At 56.1% G+C, this 16,098-nt stretch carries 25 protein-coding genes and 1 riboswitch; of the genes, 14 read left to right on the forward strand and 11 right to left on the reverse strand.

Annotated features, from left to right (window positions below):
• Positions 1–8: 8 nt before the first annotated feature.
• Positions 9–1,892: a phosphatidylglycerol--membrane-oligosaccharide glycerophosphotransferase gene (gene opgB, locus JK232_RS13635; protein ID WP_212589310.1), complete on the reverse strand. Its 1,884-nt coding sequence runs from the start codon at positions 1,890–1,892 to the stop codon at positions 9–11.
• Between the two features lie 319 nt (positions 1,893–2,211).
• Between opgB and bsmA the strand changes: the two genes are divergently transcribed.
• The 5 genes from bsmA to JK232_RS13660 all read left to right on the forward strand — a co-directional run bounded on the left by bsmA (position 2,212) and on the right by JK232_RS13660 (position 4,174).
• A complete protein-coding gene (gene bsmA / locus JK232_RS13640) occupies positions 2,212–2,520 on the forward strand; it encodes a biofilm peroxide resistance protein BsmA (protein ID WP_072925298.1) in 309 nt (102 codons plus the stop codon).
• Positions 2,521–2,623: 103 nt separating this feature from the next.
• Positions 2,624–2,926, forward strand: coding sequence for a hypothetical protein (locus tag JK232_RS13645; RefSeq protein WP_079205137.1), 303 nt, complete (start codon positions 2,624–2,626; stop codon positions 2,924–2,926).
• A 139-nt stretch (positions 2,927–3,065) separates the two neighbouring features.
• Complete coding sequence (locus tag JK232_RS13650; RefSeq protein ID WP_072925292.1) at positions 3,066–3,224, forward strand: YqaE/Pmp3 family membrane protein; 159 nt, start codon at positions 3,066–3,068, stop codon at positions 3,222–3,224.
• Positions 3,225–3,343: 119 nt separating this feature from the next.
• Positions 3,344–3,643, forward strand: coding sequence for a hypothetical protein (locus JK232_RS13655; RefSeq protein WP_072925288.1), 300 nt, complete (start codon positions 3,344–3,346; stop codon positions 3,641–3,643).
• A 132-nt stretch (positions 3,644–3,775) separates the two neighbouring features.
• Complete coding sequence (locus JK232_RS13660; protein ID WP_072925285.1) at positions 3,776–4,174, forward strand: hypothetical protein; 399 nt, start codon at positions 3,776–3,778, stop codon at positions 4,172–4,174.
• A 70-nt stretch (positions 4,175–4,244) separates the two neighbouring features.
• On the opposite strand, the gene JK232_RS13665 is transcribed toward JK232_RS13660, so the two are convergent.
• Both JK232_RS13665 and JK232_RS13670 read right to left on the reverse strand, forming a co-directional pair.
• On the reverse strand, positions 4,245–4,463 hold the full coding sequence (locus JK232_RS13665; RefSeq protein WP_072925283.1) for a hypothetical protein: 219 nt from the start codon (positions 4,461–4,463) through the stop codon (positions 4,245–4,247).
• Between the two features lie 102 nt (positions 4,464–4,565).
• Positions 4,566–4,757, reverse strand: coding sequence for a YdfD/YebW family protein (locus tag JK232_RS13670; RefSeq protein ID WP_072926835.1), 192 nt, complete (start codon positions 4,755–4,757; stop codon positions 4,566–4,568).
• Between the two features lie 589 nt (positions 4,758–5,346).
• Between JK232_RS13670 and JK232_RS13675 the strand changes: the two genes are divergently transcribed.
• Positions 5,347–5,589 carry a DUF2766 family protein gene (locus tag JK232_RS13675; RefSeq protein WP_072925280.1) on the forward strand — a complete coding sequence of 81 codons (243 nt, stop codon included), beginning with the start codon at positions 5,347–5,349 and terminating at the stop codon, positions 5,587–5,589.
• Between the two features lie 33 nt (positions 5,590–5,622).
• Here the strand turns inward: JK232_RS13675 and JK232_RS13680 are convergent, their stop codons facing one another.
• Positions 5,623–5,850: a YobH family protein gene (locus tag JK232_RS13680; protein ID WP_072925277.1), complete on the reverse strand. Its 228-nt coding sequence runs from the start codon at positions 5,848–5,850 to the stop codon at positions 5,623–5,625.
• Between the two features lie 201 nt (positions 5,851–6,051).
• Between JK232_RS13680 and mgrB the strand changes: the two genes are divergently transcribed.
• From mgrB to JK232_RS13700, 4 genes are all read left to right on the forward strand, one after another.
• The gene (mgrB, locus tag JK232_RS13685; RefSeq protein WP_476739105.1) at positions 6,052–6,180 is read left to right on the forward strand and encodes a PhoP/PhoQ regulatory lipoprotein MgrB; all 129 of its coding nucleotides are present in this window, start codon (positions 6,052–6,054) and stop codon (positions 6,178–6,180) included.
• 74 nt (positions 6,181–6,254) lie between these two features.
• Entirely contained in the window at positions 6,255–6,521 is a 267-nt protein-coding gene (locus JK232_RS13690) for a YebO family protein (RefSeq protein ID WP_072925274.1), read from the forward strand.
• 134 nt (positions 6,522–6,655) lie between these two features.
• Positions 6,656–6,970 (forward strand): phage protein NinX family protein, encoded by a 315-nt coding sequence (locus JK232_RS13695; RefSeq protein WP_072925271.1) that lies wholly within the window; start codon positions 6,656–6,658, stop codon positions 6,968–6,970.
• A 96-nt stretch (positions 6,971–7,066) separates the two neighbouring features.
• Positions 7,067–7,306, forward strand: coding sequence for a DUF4060 family protein (locus JK232_RS13700; RefSeq protein ID WP_072925267.1), 240 nt, complete (start codon positions 7,067–7,069; stop codon positions 7,304–7,306).
• Between the two features lie 120 nt (positions 7,307–7,426).
• Here JK232_RS13700 and JK232_RS13705 read toward each other — a convergent pair whose 3' ends face one another.
• The gene (locus JK232_RS13705) at positions 7,427–7,699 is read right to left on the reverse strand and encodes a hypothetical protein (protein WP_072925264.1); all 273 of its coding nucleotides are present in this window, start codon (positions 7,697–7,699) and stop codon (positions 7,427–7,429) included.
• A 218-nt stretch (positions 7,700–7,917) separates the two neighbouring features.
• Between JK232_RS13705 and JK232_RS13710 the strand changes: the two genes are divergently transcribed.
• From JK232_RS13710 to cspE, 3 genes are all read left to right on the forward strand, one after another.
• Complete coding sequence (locus JK232_RS13710; protein WP_072925261.1) at positions 7,918–8,940, forward strand: MBL fold metallo-hydrolase; 1,023 nt, start codon at positions 7,918–7,920, stop codon at positions 8,938–8,940.
• 1,252 nt (positions 8,941–10,192) lie between these two features.
• On the forward strand, positions 10,193–10,309 hold the full coding sequence (locus JK232_RS13715) for a DUF2627 domain-containing protein (protein WP_072925258.1): 117 nt from the start codon (positions 10,193–10,195) through the stop codon (positions 10,307–10,309).
• Positions 10,310–10,350: 41 nt separating this feature from the next.
• A complete protein-coding gene (cspE, locus tag JK232_RS13720; RefSeq protein ID WP_002221949.1) occupies positions 10,351–10,560 on the forward strand; it encodes a transcription antiterminator/RNA stability regulator CspE in 210 nt (69 codons plus the stop codon).
• A 55-nt stretch (positions 10,561–10,615) separates the two neighbouring features.
• On the opposite strand, the gene JK232_RS13725 is transcribed toward cspE, so the two are convergent.
• Positions 10,616–11,329 (reverse strand): purine nucleoside phosphorylase YfiH/LACC1 family protein, encoded by a 714-nt coding sequence (locus tag JK232_RS13725; protein WP_072925255.1) that lies wholly within the window; start codon positions 11,327–11,329, stop codon positions 10,616–10,618.
• Positions 11,330–11,476: 147 nt separating this feature from the next.
• Between JK232_RS13725 and rlmA the strand changes: the two genes are divergently transcribed.
• Entirely contained in the window at positions 11,477–12,295 is an 819-nt protein-coding gene (rlmA, locus tag JK232_RS13730) for a 23S rRNA (guanine(745)-N(1))-methyltransferase (protein WP_101828499.1), read from the forward strand.
• A 6-nt stretch (positions 12,296–12,301) separates the two neighbouring features.
• Here the strand turns inward: rlmA and mntP are convergent, their stop codons facing one another.
• From mntP to JK232_RS13755, 5 genes are all read right to left on the reverse strand, one after another.
• Positions 12,302–12,871 (reverse strand): manganese efflux pump MntP, encoded by a 570-nt coding sequence (mntP, locus tag JK232_RS13735; RefSeq protein WP_072925250.1) that lies wholly within the window; start codon positions 12,869–12,871, stop codon positions 12,302–12,304.
• A gap of 12 nt (positions 12,872–12,883) precedes the next feature.
• A riboswitch (yybP-ykoY riboswitch) is annotated at positions 12,884–13,060 on the reverse strand.
• Positions 13,061–13,258: 198 nt separating this feature from the next.
• On the reverse strand, positions 13,259–13,741 hold the full coding sequence (locus JK232_RS13740; RefSeq protein ID WP_072925246.1) for a DUF986 family protein: 483 nt from the start codon (positions 13,739–13,741) through the stop codon (positions 13,259–13,261).
• A gap of 69 nt (positions 13,742–13,810) precedes the next feature.
• Complete coding sequence (locus JK232_RS13745) at positions 13,811–14,674, reverse strand: PTS mannose transporter subunit IID (RefSeq protein ID WP_072925243.1); 864 nt, start codon at positions 14,672–14,674, stop codon at positions 13,811–13,813.
• 16 nt (positions 14,675–14,690) lie between these two features.
• Positions 14,691–15,491 (reverse strand): PTS mannose/fructose/sorbose transporter subunit IIC, encoded by an 801-nt coding sequence (locus JK232_RS13750; protein ID WP_072925241.1) that lies wholly within the window; start codon positions 15,489–15,491, stop codon positions 14,691–14,693.
• A gap of 58 nt (positions 15,492–15,549) precedes the next feature.
• A partial coding sequence (locus JK232_RS13755) for a mannose/fructose/sorbose PTS transporter subunit IIB (protein ID WP_212589311.1) occupies positions 15,550–16,098 on the reverse strand: 549 nt, incomplete at its 5' end.

A 16,098-nucleotide genomic window follows, 5' to 3' on the forward strand; every position in this document is an offset into this window, starting at 1 on the left:
CGTTTTTTTTACCCTTTTTCCGCCGGAACCGGCGCCTGTTGCAGCTGCGCCACCGTCTGCTGGTAGAGGGTATCGCTGTGCTTGTCCAACGGGAAACGCACGGTGCCCTGGAAAACCGGCCCGGTGATCGGCTGGATGTCCGGGCGTGACCCCAGCTTGCCGGAGGCGAGGCAGAGGCCGGAAGGCGGCGACGCCGGCCAGATATGGCCGATGCGGTCACAGGCGTCTACCCAGACAAACAGCTCGCCCGGCCGGAAGCCTGCCAGTTGCTGGTTCAGCGGGGCCAGCAGGTAAGTTTCAAACTTCGGCTCAATTTTCTGATTACCGATCTTCAGCACCAGCGGGTAGGTAAAGGTGCTGCCGGAGAAGGAGAAGCGGTGCGCATTGAGATCAACCTGATAGTGGCTGATGCGTTTCGGTACGCCCCACAGCTCAATCAGCGCCGGTACCCAGGAGGTGATTTTCGCGGCCAGATCCTGCGTGGTAGTGGTCAGGGAGGCGTTGGAGAGCGTGCTGCGGCCAAGACCAATGAAATTGTCACCGCCCAGCAGATCGAGCACCGTGGCGCCGTTATCCAGCGTGCTGCGCGGCTGGTGGTTCATGCCCTGTAGCGTGCCGCTGCCGTCGAGGATAAAGAACAGGTCTTTACGGTCATGGCGCGTCAGCTGGCTCCATGCGGTGTTATTCATCGCCAGGTGATCGGAAGAGACCACAATCACCGTGTCTTTGTAGTAAGGCGACTGCTGGATGCGGCGGATAAAGTTCGCCACCGTCTCCTGATTGCACAGGATGGCGCTCAGGGATTTGTTCTCTTTACCGTTTATCGGGTAACGGTTTTTCCGGCAACTGCGTGATACGTAGCCGTCCGGGTGGTGGGTATCCACCGTCAGCGCAAACAAGGCAAATGGCTTTCCCTGTTCCGACAGCGTTTCAAACTGCGCATAGGCCTGATCCAGCAGGGTGTCGTCATACAACCCCCAGTCATTGACGTAGGCCGGGTCCTGAAGCTGCGGTTGCAGCTCTTTGCGGCCATAGATCTGATCAAACCCGTGCGACTTCAAAAACTGCCCTTTGCCGGCAAACGCCAGATCCGCCCCCTGATAGAAGGAGAGGGCGTAGCCGGAGGCTTTCAGAATATCGCCGAGGCAGATTTTGCCGGGGTAGAAGCCGTCCACTGAACCGGCGGCGTTGCCGTCAAACGGCGCAAACAGCGGAATGCCGCATTGCGAGGCCACCATCCCGGCGATGGTATATTCCGTGCCCGGTAACTGGCGGGTCTGGCTGAAGTCCAGCGCCTGCTGTTTCACCGCCGCCAGATCCGGCGTCAGGCCGGGGAACGCCTGCTCATCAAAATAGGTGCGCTCAAAACTCTCGGCGTAGAGGTAGACCAGGTTGCGCTTTTTGCCGCTGATCAGCCGGGACGGGATTTTGTAATAGGTGTAAAACTCTTCGCCTTTGTCCGCACGCCGCGATTTGATCATGGTGTAAATCTCCCCGGTGGCCGGGGTGATGACCAGGGAGGCGCTGATCAGCGCAAATGCCGTCAGGCTATAGACCGGGCGGTTTTTCAGGCGCCACGCCCGCAGCAGCACCCACACCACCCCACAAAACAGCAGCACCAGCCCACCGAGCAGCGCCAGCCCCGGCAGCAGGTATTTGGTCATCCCCGCGCCTTCCAGGTTGCTGGTCAGGGTGTACAGCACCGAATCATTGATGCCGTTGCCGGTAAAGTAGTTGCTGGCGTAGTAGAGCAGGTTCAGCAGGATAAAGATCAGCGAACTGGCCAGCAGGCAGATCAACCAGAACAGGTTGGTAATCCCCTTGCGCAGGCAAAGGGTGATCGACACGGCAAATAACAACAGGGAAAACAACGCAGGGAAACTGGTTGCCACAGGGCATATCCTCACATTCACCGGGGCCGACAGGGCCGCAAAAGAAGAAAAAGCAGAAAAGGGGAGTTTGTTGCTGTTAAAAACGATATTACACGGCGTTAAGAGTGTAGAACCAGACCGGTCAGCATTTTATGAGGGGTGTCTCAATTATTATGACATTTTTGTTTAGCTTTTATTTAGGTTGCACCACCGGGGCAGCGGCAAAAGGGACGTAAATAAAAGCGGCCGGGCATAAGAAGTTGATAACGAAAGAGAGTGGCGGGCAGTGTCCCTGGGGCGGTATGCTGGGCGGCAATCCCCCTTTTTATGGAATAACATCATGACACTTATGAAGATTGGTTTGCCTGCCCTGTTGGCGCTTTGCCTGAGCGCCTGTAGCCTGACCGAAAGCGCGCCGCTGGGTACCCTGTCACCGGGCGCACATGCGCAGGAGATCCGCCGCGACCAAACCGCCAACCTGACGCAGGTCGGCACGGCGTCGGTCACGGTATACGGCAACCCAATGAATGCCGCCGAACTCATTCAGAAAAAAGCGGATGCGATGGGTGCGCATTACTATTTTGTGACCAACGTAGAGCCGACCCAGGTACCCAACCAGTGGATCTCGCAAGCGATTCTCTACCGCTGAGGGAAGCACGGCCGGTTTCTGCCTGCTGAGCAGGGGGGCAGATTGGCGGCAAAGCGGAAAAATATCATCTATCCTTATGAAGTTACCTATAAAAAGGAGAAAGATGATGAGAACGGATGTGCAGTTTTCTACCCAACACCCGGCGGGCGCCCACAGGGTCATTGTGGGTGATATCGTGCGGCTGGAAACCCACGGATTGGATCACGTCTACCTGCTGGACGTGATGCTGGCCCGCCGTGAAGGCGAGACGCTGATCGGCAATGTGGTGGTGGTCTCCCCGGCGGCAGACATCCCTTTCGACCACTGGGAGCTGAAACAGGGTGAGGAAGTGGCCTTCCACCAGCGCAATATTATTCCCGCCGATCAGGATGCGGATGAGGTCGATTCACGGGATGAACAACGTTGACCGGGCAGGGCAGGCACAGGCGTTGCCCGCCGTGCCTGCCCGCCGTACCGGATGATGGTTTGTAAAATTTTGTATAGCCTTGAATAATCAGCATAATCGTCTAGAGTTAATAGAACAGACGACAATAAGGAGAGACTATATGGATCTGATACGTATCATTATTGCCATCATTTTACCGCCGCTGGGTGTGTTTATGCAGGTCGGTTTTGGTGGGGCATTCTGGCTCAACATCCTGCTGACGCTGCTGGGTTACATCCCTGGTATCATTCACGCCATCTGGATCATTGCCCGCCGTTAAGCCGCCCCGCTGCGGTTCCTCTGCTAAACTTACGTAAGTCATCGCGCTTCATGGCCTGCGGGTGTTCTGCCCGCAGGCGACGTCTTCGCGGCGATGGCACCTTTCAGAGGGAGAGTGTCATGGAAAATCATGCTTCGCTTGAAGAACTGACAGCCCGTATTGAGGTCCTGGAACAGCGCGAAAAAAACCTGACCTACGCCTCACATGCCTATCAGGCCATTATTACCACCCTGCTCGGCGCCGTTGACAAACCCACCCGTGACAAAGTGATTGCCCTGGTTGAACAGGCGCATGAGCTGGCGTTTAACCGGGCGGTGAATCAGGGCAATATCCGGCAGACCACGATGATCAAAGGGGCGGATGAGGTAGCCCAGCGGATGTTTATTTTCGCCCAGCGCGACCGGCACGACAGCGACTGAGCGGCCGGTATAAACAGGGATTGCCGCCGCCCCGGCTGGATGTTACAAAGCGGGGGCCAGAATAATGGCGTGTTTGTGTGTCCGGAAAGCCCGCCACGGTGGCGCGGCTCACAGAGGGGCGTCTGATTATCAATGAATACCTTTATCCTGTTGTACCAGGTTATCCGCCAGGCCACGCTGGCTGCCTTACCACAAGCCCACGATCTTAACCCCCAACAGACGCTTAACCGCGCGCTGGCAGAAGGGCTGTTGGGCGAGGCGCGCCGTGACTGGCATATTGAGCGGTTGAGCAATAAAGAGGATGAACCCAGCAGCATTTTCGTGACGGAGCCGGTCTATGAGTATTATTTCTGCCACGGGGCGGAAAACCGGCGCATCCCGCAGGAAGAAGCGGATGCCAGGGCATTGATGGATGATTTTGACGCGATGGTGCGCTGGATGATCATCAACGACTATCTCTTTCTGGATGGGCAGCATTATGTGGTGCTGGAGAAGTGCCTGAAAACCGCAGAACTGACGATTGCTGACTAAGTGGGTACTGATTAAGTGGGTGCTGACCAGGCGGGCAGCCGGGCCGGCGGCACCGCACGGTTAACCGGCGTCAATTGACCCGGTTTTTGTCTTTGAGCATATTGATGGCCGCCCCGAGCATGATACGCCGTTGGGTATCCGGGGTGGCCCGCAACTGATGCCCCAGCAGCTCAATCAGCGCATCCGTGCTCAGCGGGCGCGCCTGATGGCGCAACGTAATGACCCCCTCGCCGATAATACGTGCCACCTCATCCCATAACGGTTGAATCTCTTGTTCCGAGAACTTCATACTTCACCCCGGTATGTGCAAATTATCATCAATCTAGCATCTGAGGATCGTCAGGCAACCTTTATCGCCCTTCAGCCGGAAATTTCCCAGGGCGTTTCCCGCTCAGAAATCCGCACGCTCCTCTGCCGGCACGCCATAGCCGTCAATAAAATCCTCTATCGGGTAGCAGGCGGCATGGCGCAGCCGCTGCTCATCCATTGATGCCAGGCACTGTTGTTCCGTATTGAACGCATCAATCACCAGGTCATCACATCCACCGCCCAGGTAGCAAATCGACAAAATCAGGGCATACATCGTCAGCATATCCTTTTGGTCAACACCGGCTTACCGGAAGCGGCCGGCAACACCTTCCCCTCAGTCAAGCATAGCCGCTCAACGCCATCCCGGCGCGGTGCAGCCTGTGCGCTGCCACGGCGCATTGCCCTGAAACAGGACAGGGCTGTTACACCGGCGACAGTGCGGCAGGTAAACATGCACAGTAAAATGCCGGGATTGTGACACAGTCAACATTTCGGAAAATAGCCAGCGGCTATCACAACAATTATCCGATAAATCATCAGCAGACTTAAGATTATGGTGTAAGATTAATCTTAATCTCCCAGGAGATACTTTCATAACACAGTTGTCGATGCGAGGTCGTTATGCACTATATGATTCAATCACCTTTGTCGTATGTTTTGGCCGGTTGTGTTGCTTTTTGGTGCACGGTGGCGTGGCTGGTTCTTTCTGTAGCAAACTAATCCTCACATGAAACTGATGGTTCCTGGAAACCCGCTGCGGCGGGTTTTCTGTTTTCTGCCCGGCGTAAACGCATGGTATGCTTGCCGCCGCCACGCACATTGCGGGTGGTAAACAGAGCAACTGATTAAAACAGAGGTAACCCATGTCAGACCTATTGACGCAGGATCAGGAGCTGGTCTCTGACCTGGTCGCCTGCCAGCTGGTGATTAAACAGATTCTGGATGTGATTGATGTGATCGCCCCGGCTGAGGTGCGCGATAAGATGTCACACCAGCTGAAAAGCATCGATTTTGACCGCCACCCGGCGGGCGCGGATGCGGTCACCAAGCGGGCAGTGCAGAAAGCCATCGCGCTGATTGACCTGAAGTTCACCGCTGCTGAATAAGAAAAACCCGCCGCGGCGGGTTTTTTTACGCGCTTACTCCACCACGTCCACCGCTTTTTTCAGCAAGGGACACTGGCTCACTCCGACGATGCCGCTGTCAGAATGCAGGAACTGCGCGCTGACTACGCCCCGCGCCGTGAGATAGCGGCAATGCAGGCCCAGCCCGGCCGCGTTTTTCTCACTGCCGGCCAGCACCCCGTAGCCGGAAAACAGAAACACCACGTAAAGTACCGCGATGGCTGCCAATCCCTTAAACCGCATATTATCTCCCCCGGTAAAACGGCCCACTGCGGGCACCGGGCACGACTCTACCGGCTGCCCCGGCGGCAAAAAAGGGCAACATTCTGAAAAAAAATCCCCGGCCAATGCGGGTTCAGTTACACCCCGGTTTAAGGTAGGGTGCGTAGCATACGCCATTATCTCAGTGGTCTTGAGGCAGACATCACGGTGAAATGTAAAGTAGTGGCCACCGCAGCCGGCATCGGTGTGGTGTGCGTCGCGCTGTATCTGCTGGCCCTGAACAGTTACTGCGACCAGGGGGGGAACTTCACCCTCGGCATGTGTGCTGTCACCGCCTTTATCCCCTGGTAGGGCAGTGCTGCTGTTCAGTGCTGCCCGCCGGATGGTAGGATAAGAGCCTGGTTATTTTGCTGGCAGGACAGGCAATGTTTGATTTTTTATTAGGTTCGTCGGGCGTGGTATCGCTGGCGGTATCACTGTTAAGCGCCTTATTGCTGCTGGTGGTCTGGTTTAAGGTAAACCGTGCCAGCGTCAGGGCCAATGAGCAGATCCGGCTGTTAACGGAGATTGCTGAACAGCAACGCCGTCAGACGGAGCTGCTGGCGCGGCTGGCCGGCGGCGATGCAGCGCATGACACGCCCGCCCAGGAAGAAGAAATACTTCAGTTCAAAGGTTTTGTGCCGGAACGTTAACCCGTCTGCGGAGCAGGGATCCCTTTGCCTGTTCCGCTGATTACCCGCCCGTTTCCCCCCGCCACGCGCTGTCATAAAAGTGACGTAATGCCGCCGTAAGCTGAAGCCACTCTTTAACAGGGCGAGGCTTCCCAATGATTGACTGGTCTGAAGAACATGATAGCGATATTAATCGCACCATCGCTGAGTTAACCGGCGAAAATCCGGATAAGTGGTACCCGTACGGCGGCATGAAAGGCAAGGATTACTGCAATAACCCGGCCGATGCCTGGCCGATCATCTGCCATTACCGCATCAACCTGCGTTTCCCCGCCGATAACCCCGGCCAGCAATGGATCGCGTGCATCACCAACCCCGCCGGCGAATGGCTGGCCTACAATACCTGCCCGTTGCGGGCCGCAATGGAGTGTTTTTTACTCAGTCAGATGCCGATGCTGCAAGGCGCCTGAAATTAAGCTATATAAATAGGGTGAGCTAAAAAGTCAGACCTTTCAACTGATTAATGTTTCTTCATTGTGACAGTATTGTCTAAGGCGGAGTCCATTATGAAGCGCATCATTAAAGGCGATAAAAATCTCTCCCATCTGGTCGTGGCGCATGCCGCCATCGACAGTCATGAAAAAGCCTACGGCCGGCGCCGGCAGGGCTGGCCTTCTACTTACCTGGTGAATTACAAAGGGGCCCGTGTGGCCGTTGAAGTGGTGACGCGGCGGCAGTCCTATGTGGCTACCGTGATGGCGGGTGCGCGCAATCTCAGCAAGTTGTGCGGCATGGCCGCTGCCTGAGACGCCCGCACCCTGATAATGATAAAGCCAGCCTTAAGGCTGGCTTTTTACTGCGTGGTGGTGACGGCACCCTTTTCTTAAGACGTCATGCTGTGAAAACGTGGTATTGACTGCCCTGCATCATGGGGCATGGTGGCCGACGTCACGCATACTGCGCCCGCCGAACAACCGGCAGAGCGCGTGCATCAGCGTGGCAACCACATCAATGACCACCACGCTCACCATAATCAGCGTTAAGACCAGGGCGTTGGCAATCTTTTTCAGGGCATTAACACCGCGAGCGGGCAGGGTGCTGCGCTGCCAGCCGCTTTTCACCGCCTTGCTCAACCGCGCCAGCGGTGAACGGTGCCGTTTGGCCCGTGGGTGAGGGGAGGACTTTTCTTGCGCGTTCATCTTTACTCCTTACAAACATTCGGTATGAGACAGGGCGACGGCCCTGTTTTACCCGGCGTGATAAGGGGAATGTGCCGGGCCATTAACAAATCCATAATATTTACCGGATGCCTTCGCGGCATCCTTGTGTTACCCATTCCGTCATCAGGCATCGGCTGCACAGCCATGCTGCCTGCCGGCGTCCCGCCGGTCGGGCGTATTTGCCAGGGAGCGCCGCTATGGCCCATAAAAACCGCTATTACGATGCCAGCAAAGCCCACCACACACCTGACGGATTCCGTAACCCGCAGCAAACCCAAACGCGTGGTGAAGGGGATTTCCGCCGCTGGCAAGAAGAACGCAAGCAACAGGGGCTGCCACGGCCACCGGCACAGGGCTATGCGCGTTTTATTGCCGACTGGTGGCAGCAGCCCGATTTCAGCGGCAATGACGACGCCGCCTGGTGGCTGGGCCACGCCTGCGTGCTGTTCCGTGTGCAGGGCCGTTATATCCTGACGGATCCGGCATTGTCAGAACGGGCTTCCCCGCTCTCCTTCTACGGCCCGCGGCGAAAAACCCCGGTTGCGGCAGAGATTGATCACCTGCCGCCCATTGATGTGGTGCTGCTTTCGCATAATCACTATGATCATCTTGACAAGCAAACGGTCAAAAAGTTGCTTAAACGTTTCCCGGATGTGACCTTTCTCGTGCCGTTGGGCCTGAAAAGCTGGCTGACGCGGCGCGGCGCCCGCCAGGTAGAGGAGCTGGACTGGTGGGACATGAAACAGCTTAACGGGCTGGATTTCCACTGTGTGCCTGCCCAGCACTGGAGTATGCGCACGCCGTGGGACCGCAACCGCAGTTTATGGTGCGGCTGGGTCATCACCCACCCCACCGTGCGCCTCTATTTCTCCGGTGACAGCGGGTATACGCCGTTGTTGCATCAGATTGGCGAACGGCTTGGGCCCTTTGATCTGGCCGCCTTGCCGATCGGTGCCTATGCACCACGATGGTTCATGGGGCCGCAGCATATGGACCCGCAACAGTCTGCCCAATTGTTTAAGCAGCTCAATTGCCAACGTGCGATCCCGATTCATTGGGGAGTGTTTGAATTAGCGGATGAATCCCTGGATGAGCCGCCCGGCATTTTACAACAGGCTATTTTGGCAGAAAATATATCGGCACACGCGTTTAGCGCACTCAAAATTGGTGGCCGCATTAATTTGTCCTCACCGGCCACTTCGCCGGCCCTGCAAAAATAATCCGGGGCGTTTGAAATTGCGGTAGGGCGGCAGCCAAACAGCAATGAAAAATAACGCAGAGGGGTGTGCACCCTAAAATGTTATCAATTTGTTTAAGTTACCGGGTTTAATGAGAATAAGTGTCATTTTTTAGGGAGAGAAAGGGCAAACCCGCTGGAAGGCTTGCTAACCGTATGGTTATCAGGCTCCTGCCGGCAGGTTGCTCGCGGTAAGTTGCTTTCGCGGGCATTAAGCTGCTGGGCAGGAAGACCCCGGCCGACACCGGGTGAGCCACCCAACCTGGGATAAGTGTTCCACATTCTGCAACTTTTCTTATCAATGATTTTTTATCATTATTGAGTGATAAAAGTGGGATATAAAAATCCTTTTATCCGCTTCTGCTATTTCCCTTTTAAAGGGTGCTTTAATTCCACCCTGTCATAACAGGGATAAGGGGAGTATTTTTGTAGTGTAATAGCGCAGCGGCAACGCGTTATTCCATGACAGGCGGTATCGCTATTTTATTTCTGACAATCCCGATAACCGCAAATAGCCTGAAGGTCAGTTTTTTGCCTGGTGCAATAATGTTCTGATGGAAAAGTAACCAAAAAAACCTGCACTGTCATGGTGAACCGGTGCACCGCGAAAGACGGGTCAATGCCGGTGCCGGGGGCCGGTGGTGGTAAAGGGTAAACTCCTGTGTTTTCATCAGACTGTCACAATAAAAAGGTAAAGAGAAAAGGACAACCGCCTGTGGCCGGCAGAAGAAAAGCGCAGTCGCCGGAAGTCCTGCGGCGGTGCGGGCTGCCGGCGTTGCCCCGCAGCCGGGGGTGCAGAAGGGGCGCAGGCGCGCTTATGCTGACTTTCTCTTGAAAAACAGTGTGTTAAAAACGTAAACTTGTGACTTAAGTCAAATATCTGTTTTTCATAAGATAAAAAACAGCATTGCTATGCCGTTATAACGCGATAAAATCGCATAATAATTATCATTTATCAGGCTCCGGCGCTTACAGCCACCGGATAAATGATCAATAATCAAGATCGGTTGTTATTGCTTGGCCGCAATGTACGGGGATACACCCACATTGTAGAGGGCGTAAAATACAGAGCAGAAAATAGCGTGGCTATCAACTTATTTTCACCGTAGGGGATGGCCAACGCGTTTAACCGTTTCAAATATGTGCGACATGTCCATCAGTGATTAAAAATGGCTTGCCATTGATTACAGAGTATGTGATAACGCATCTGGGTAAAACGAGGTACAGTTCTGTATATGTGTGGCATTTTCAGTAAAGAAGTTCTGAGTAAAGACGTTCACGTTGAATACCGCTTCTCTGCCGATTTTTATCTTAGTGCCTCAAGCAGTAACGACTCTAGTTTGTCTATGTAACGCCTCCGGGCGGTTTAAACAATCCAAAGGAAATACTCAAGATGGCAAAGATCAAAGGTCAAGTTAAGTGGTTCAACGAATCCAAAGGTTTCGGTTTCATCACCCCAGCTGACGGCAGCAAAGACGTGTTCGTACACTTCTCTGCTATCCAGGGTAACGGCTTCAAAACCCTGGCTGAAGGCCAGAACGTTGAGTTCGAAATCCAAGACGGCCAGAAAGGCCCGTCTGCAGTTAACGTAACTGCAATCTAAGCAGCGTCAGCTGTGAAAAAAACCCGCCATGTGCGGGTTTTTTTATGGGCGCGATTCAGGGCAGGATCACCAGCCCGGAATGCTGGTTACGGCCGCGGATGCCGGGGTGTGCCGGGTCCACCGCCCGCCGGTGGCTGTTACGGCGATAACTGGTAAAGGCATAGCGCGGGCCGTCTGCCTGCTGGCTGAGGCTGCAAATGGTGCAGGGTGCCAGATTCTCTACCGCCCCAAACCCCAGCGACTGCAATTTGGCGGCCGCTATCCCCGGCAGATCCAGATAGCGCGGCCGCGGCATCACCCGTGACGCCGGTAAATCCGGCAGGCGTTGCAAAAAGGTCTCCGTAAGTTCATCACTCACCTGGTAACAACAGGGGTGCGCCGCCGGGCCAATCGTGGCGACCCAGTCAGAGAGCGCCTCTTCGCAGGCGATCCGTTCGGCCATTTTCTCAATAATGCCGTCTGCCAGCCCGCGCCACCCGGCATGCACCACCCCAATGGCCGCGCCGTCACGGCGGCTGAACAGCACCGGCAGGCAATCCGCCGTCAGCACCGTCAGCAAAATGCCCGGCTGGCGGGTGAAAAAGCCATCGGCCTCGCCGCAGCATTCGGCGGGCTGGGTGACGTCGGCGATGCGGGTGCCGTGCACCTGTTTTTTCTCCGGGGAGGAGGCGCGCCAGGGCGCGAGGGCAACCGGCATCAGGGCGCGCTTGTCGCCGAAACCGTAGGCGAGGGCAGGGATCGCACTGAGCAGGGGGGAATCGTGTTTCATGGGCCATCCGGGCTGAAGGGAAAAGAATCGCCAGTGTAGCCAGAGTGGCCCGCACTTGACCAGCCTGACGGTTGCACGGGCCTGCCGGGTTGATTAGACTGGCGCTCCTCAATGACTGCGGCCCGCGCCGCGCTTACGGAATTTCTCATGGCTTACCAGTGTCCCCTCTGTCACCTGCCGTTGCAGCCCCATGCCCAGCAATGGCGTTGCGAACAAAACCACCAGTTTGACCGCGCCAAAGAGGGGTATGTCAACCTGCTGCCGGTGCAGCATAAACGCTCGAAACAGCCCGGAGACAGCCCGGAGATGATGCAGGCGCGCCGCGATTTTCTGGACGCAGGGCATTACCAGCCGTTGCAGCAGCAGGTCTGCACGTTACTGGATGAGGTACTGCCGGCGTCGGCGCAGGCCGTGCTGGATATCGGCTGTGGTGAGGGCTATTACACGGCGGCGCTGGCAGGGCAGCTGAAACAGACGCGGGCAATCACGGTCTATGGGCTGGACGTCGCCAAAGTGGCGGTGCGTTATGCGGCCAAACGCTACCGGCAGGTGAATTTCTGCGTCGCCTCCAGCCACCGTTTGCCGTTCGAGGATAACAGCCTGGATGCCGTGGTGCGCATTTATGCGCCCTGTAATGCGCAGGAGCTGGCCCGTACGGTAAAACCGGGTGGCTATGTGCTGACAGTGGCACCGGGGCCACGGCACCTGTATCAACTCAAGGCAGCAGTGTATGAGGATGTCCAGTTGCATCCGGAGCAGGATGAGCAGTTCCCCGGTTTTACCCGCCTGCGCCAGCAGACGCTGGCTTACCCGATGGCGCTGACGGGCGGGGCGGCATTGCAACTCTTACAGATGACGCCATTTGCCTGGCGTGCCGGTGAAGAGGCGCGGCGGCTGTTGGGGGAGGGGCTGGCGTGTGAAACCGATTTTGTTATCCGGCTGCATCAACGGCAGCCGGCGGCCTGACAGGGGTCAGGCCAGCAGGCCGAGATGCTGCAACAGGATGTTGCAGCCGATACCGATCAGCACCACCCCGCCAATAATTTCGGCCCGTTTGCCGAGCATCGGCCCAATAAAGCGGCCAATCAGCATCCCTAACGTGGCCATCAGCATGGTGGTCATGCCAATCGCCAGTGCAGTGTGAATAATATTGACCTGCAAAAAGGCCAGCCCGACGCCGATGGCCAGCGCATCCAGGCTGGTGGCGACAGCCGTGGCGGCCAGCACCCAGAAGCTGTGGCAATCTTTGCAGGGTTCATCCGCGGCCGGGGCTTTCAGCCCTTCCATAATCATGCGTGAGCCGAGAATAAACAGCAGGGCAAAAGCCACCCAGTGATCCCAGGCCATAATATAGCGGCTGGCCATCAGGCCCAGGCCCCAGCCAATCAGCGGGGTAATGGCCTCAATGGCACCAAAGATTAAACCGGTACGGAAAGCTTCGCGGAAACGCGGGCGGTGCAAAGTGGCACCCTTGCCGATGGAGGCGGCAAAAGCGTCCATTGACATGCCAAAGGCAAGAATAAGCGTTGCGGAAAGGTTCATTGAAAAAAAGCCTCGGCCGGGTCTCTCCATATGCACGTAACCCACCCCCAGCCAACGCGGGGTTACATGCCTATGGTCTCGCCAACCTGACCTGGTTGCCCGCACCACGTTTCTGTATGAAACGAGTATGTTGATACGGGCGCTTCTGAAAATGTATTCAGAAACCGGCTACTCCCCAATGACGGCGCAACCTTAACATAATATTTTATCGCCAGACAACATATAATGTGCAGGGGAATAACGGTATTAAGCAATATGATGAAATAACCATCATCTTGTACGGGGAATAACCCTCTCTCTTTTTATTGGGAAATGTCAGCGTATTGTTAAACATTGCTCGAAATAGAGCCAGATATAGCCTTTGCTATAATCTGAATATAGCCAATGCTATAAAATAGCTTTAATTCCATCTTCTTGATTTTTAAATAAAATGTTTTTTATGTTATCAAGATCGCCTATATATTGTACGTGAATAGGTAATTTTCGTTGTTCAAGATGGATGAACAACACACCCTCTTCACTTAAATGCAGACGGCGAATACGGGTATAAGCAATGAACAGATTGCCATAGTAAAACCCTTCAGGTTTAAACAGTAATACCGGCCGCCGGATAAAAGAAATATAGCAGACGCTAATCAGCAGGAAGGTGAGTAAATAAAGCGTGAGGGGGGCACCCCGGCCGGTATAATGCTGGTAGATAACAATCCCCAGCAGGGCGATAAAAATCAGGCTGTCTGCCCGGCCTTTGCGTAATAAGTTTACCCGCAACAAGGTCTTGCCGTTGCGCCGCGGCAGGATCCACTCAAGGTAGATGGCGTAGGCCAGCACCACCACAATACAACCCAGCAGTAACCCCTCTGTCAGTGTCATGTACCCTCCCGGTACGGTGCAGACAAAATAAAGCCGGGGGCAGGCCCCCGGCAGTGTGCAGTAAAGCCGTTACAGCCCCAGCAGGCCGATGGCGTAGCCGACAATACCGATAACAAAGAACCCGACGATAATCCACAGCGCATTGACCTTGCGCCGCAGCAGCCACATACAACCGAAGGTCAGCAGCAGCGGCACCAGGCCCGGCATCAGTTGGTCAAGGATGGTCTGCACCGTGGTGACGGTGGTATTGCCGGTCTGGTCGGTAATGCGTGACACCACCAGCGGGATATTAACGTGCGTCCACTTATTGACCAGCGCCCCCATCACAAACAGGCCGAGAATGGACGCCCCTTCCGTCAGTTTTTGCAGGAAGCCGCCGCCCATGTCGCTGACAATGTCCGCCCCTTTGCGGTAGCCATAGGCTACGCCATAGTAACGGCTGATCAACCGCACCAGGTTGAACAGTACAAAGAACAGCAGCGGGCCGAGCAGGCTGCCGTTCATCGCGATGCCCGCCCCGAGCGCGGCAAACACCGGCCGTACCGTCCCCCAGAAAATCGGGTCGCCCACCCCGGCCAGCGGCCCCATCAGCCCGACTTTCAGGCCGTTTATCGCCCCGTCGTCGATGGCGGCCCCATTTGCCCGCTGCTCCTCCATCGCCATGGTCACGCCCAGTACCGGCGCGGCCACGTAAGGGTGGGTGTTAAAGAACTCCAGATGGCGTTTGATCGCCTGCTTACGCTCGTCATTGTTCTCCGGGTAGAGGCGGCGGATTACCGGCACCATGGAGAAGCAGAACCCAAGCGCCTGCATACGTTCAAAGTTCCATGAACCCTGGAACAGGTTAGAGCGCAAAAAGACGCCGCGCACATCGCTGGAGGTCAGTTTTTTCTGGCCGGTGACGGCCTGGTTTTCGTTATGACTATCACTCATCTGCGTGCCCCTGTGCTTAATCGAGTTCGTTATCTAAATCGTTATTTGCCGGGGCGGCTGCCCCACCGCCTGCTGCCCGGTTATATTTCGGGCTGAGCTGGATGTAGAGCACCGCCATCACCACGCCGATGACGCCCAGGGCCACCAGGTTAAAGTCGGTGAACGCTGCGGTCACAAAACCGAGATAGAAGAACGGCATCAGATAACCGGCACGCATCATGTTGATCACCATCGCGTAGCCCACCACCACAATCATGCCGCCGGCGATGTTCAGGCCGTTGGTCACGACCGCCGGGATCGAGTTAAGCATCTCCTGTACCACGCTGGTGCCGACAGAGACCGCCACAATCGCCGCAGGCACCGCAATGCGCATCGCCTGCAGGATCAACGCGGAAATGTGCAGCCAGGTAATGCCGGACAAACTGCCGCGCTCGGCGGCCTTATCCGCCGCGTGCTGGAATGCCACCGTCAGGGTACGCACAATAATGGTCAGGACCTGCCCGGCCGCCGCCAGCGGGATCGCCAGGGCGATGCCGGCACCAATTGACTGCCCGCCGGCGATCACCAGAATGGTGGAGATGATCGAGGCCAGTGCCGCATCCGGTGCCACCGCAGCACCGATATTCATCCAGCCCAGGGCGATCATCTCCAGCGTCCCGCCAATTTTGATGCCGGTTTCGATATCCCCGAGCACCATGCCGATTAAGGTACAGGCCACCAGTGGCCGGTGAAACTGAAACTCATCCAGGACAGACTCCACCCCGGCAATACAGGCGATAATGAATATCAGCACAATCTGAAGCGTTGTAATCTCCATTGCACTTTTCTCCTCCAGGCACCCGGCCTGATTAAGTAAAGGGCCGCGCAGGCGCGGGTCAGGCGTTGAGTTTGTTGATCAGATCCATCATCTTCAGGCGGTTGTCACTGGAGACTTTCCTGACCTCCAGTTCAATGCCGCGGGAATCCAGCTCCCTGAAGGCGGCAATGTCTTTTTCATCCACTGAGACGGCGTTATTCACCTGGGTTTTCCCCTGCCTGAACGCCATGCCGCCGATGTTCACCGAGGTGATGTTGACGCCCTCGCGCACCACCCGCAGCACATCGGTGGGGTTGGTAAACAGCAGCATGACGCGGTCATTGGCGTATTTGGGGTTATTCCAGACCCGCACCGCCTTGGCGACATCCACCACGTGGGCGGTGACCCCCGGCGGGGCGACCTGGGTCAGCAGGGTTTTGCGCACATGGTCAGCCGCGACTTCATCACTGACCACAATAATGCGCGAGACTTTGGTCTCTTTGGTCCAGCGGGTCGCAACCTGGCCGTGGATCAGGCGATCATCAATACGCGCCAGGCCGATTTTCATATGCGCCTCCGGCCCGGAGGGGGTGGCCGGTGCGGCCGGGGAAGACGAAGGGGAAGGGGG

Source organism: Nissabacter archeti, from assembly GCF_018257325.1.
Lineage (GTDB): Bacteria > Pseudomonadota > Gammaproteobacteria > Enterobacterales > Enterobacteriaceae > Chimaeribacter > Chimaeribacter arupi.

Bases quoted from the DNA above. Each gene is read 5' to 3' on its own strand.
- bsmA (WP_072925298.1), top strand. From the start codon at position 2,212: ATGACACTTATGAAGATTGGTTTGCCTGCCCTGTTGGCGCTTTGCCTG.
- JK232_RS13645 (WP_079205137.1), top strand. From the start codon at position 2,624: ATGATGAGAACGGATGTGCAGTTTTCTACCCAACACCCGGCGGGCGCC.
- JK232_RS13650 (WP_072925292.1), top strand. From the start codon at position 3,066: ATGGATCTGATACGTATCATTATTGCCATCATTTTACCGCCGCTGGGT.
- JK232_RS13655 (WP_072925288.1), top strand. From the start codon at position 3,344: ATGGAAAATCATGCTTCGCTTGAAGAACTGACAGCCCGTATTGAGGTC.
- JK232_RS13660 (WP_072925285.1), top strand. From the start codon at position 3,776: ATGAATACCTTTATCCTGTTGTACCAGGTTATCCGCCAGGCCACGCTG.
- JK232_RS13665 (WP_072925283.1), bottom strand. From the start codon at position 4,463: ATGAAGTTCTCGGAACAAGAGATTCAACCGTTATGGGATGAGGTGGCA.
- JK232_RS13670 (WP_072926835.1), bottom strand. From the start codon at position 4,757: ATGTATGCCCTGATTTTGTCGATTTGCTACCTGGGCGGTGGATGTGAT.
- JK232_RS13675 (WP_072925280.1), top strand. From the start codon at position 5,347: ATGTCAGACCTATTGACGCAGGATCAGGAGCTGGTCTCTGACCTGGTC.
- JK232_RS13680 (WP_072925277.1), bottom strand. From the start codon at position 5,850: ATGCGGTTTAAGGGATTGGCAGCCATCGCGGTACTTTACGTGGTGTTT.
- JK232_RS13690 (WP_072925274.1), top strand. From the start codon at position 6,255: ATGTTTGATTTTTTATTAGGTTCGTCGGGCGTGGTATCGCTGGCGGTA.
- JK232_RS13695 (WP_072925271.1), top strand. From the start codon at position 6,656: ATGATTGACTGGTCTGAAGAACATGATAGCGATATTAATCGCACCATC.
- JK232_RS13700 (WP_072925267.1), top strand. From the start codon at position 7,067: ATGAAGCGCATCATTAAAGGCGATAAAAATCTCTCCCATCTGGTCGTG.
- JK232_RS13705 (WP_072925264.1), bottom strand. From the start codon at position 7,699: ATGAACGCGCAAGAAAAGTCCTCCCCTCACCCACGGGCCAAACGGCAC.
- JK232_RS13710 (WP_072925261.1), top strand. From the start codon at position 7,918: ATGGCCCATAAAAACCGCTATTACGATGCCAGCAAAGCCCACCACACA.
- JK232_RS13715 (WP_072925258.1), top strand. From the start codon at position 10,193: ATGTGTGGCATTTTCAGTAAAGAAGTTCTGAGTAAAGACGTTCACGTT.
- cspE (WP_002221949.1), top strand. From the start codon at position 10,351: ATGGCAAAGATCAAAGGTCAAGTTAAGTGGTTCAACGAATCCAAAGGT.
- JK232_RS13725 (WP_072925255.1), bottom strand. From the start codon at position 11,329: ATGAAACACGATTCCCCCCTGCTCAGTGCGATCCCTGCCCTCGCCTAC.
- rlmA (WP_101828499.1), top strand. From the start codon at position 11,477: ATGGCTTACCAGTGTCCCCTCTGTCACCTGCCGTTGCAGCCCCATGCC.
- mntP (WP_072925250.1), bottom strand. From the start codon at position 12,871: ATGAACCTTTCCGCAACGCTTATTCTTGCCTTTGGCATGTCAATGGAC.
- JK232_RS13740 (WP_072925246.1), bottom strand. From the start codon at position 13,741: ATGACACTGACAGAGGGGTTACTGCTGGGTTGTATTGTGGTGGTGCTG.
- JK232_RS13745 (WP_072925243.1), bottom strand. From the start codon at position 14,674: ATGAGTGATAGTCATAACGAAAACCAGGCCGTCACCGGCCAGAAAAAA.
- JK232_RS13750 (WP_072925241.1), bottom strand. From the start codon at position 15,491: ATGGAGATTACAACGCTTCAGATTGTGCTGATATTCATTATCGCCTGT.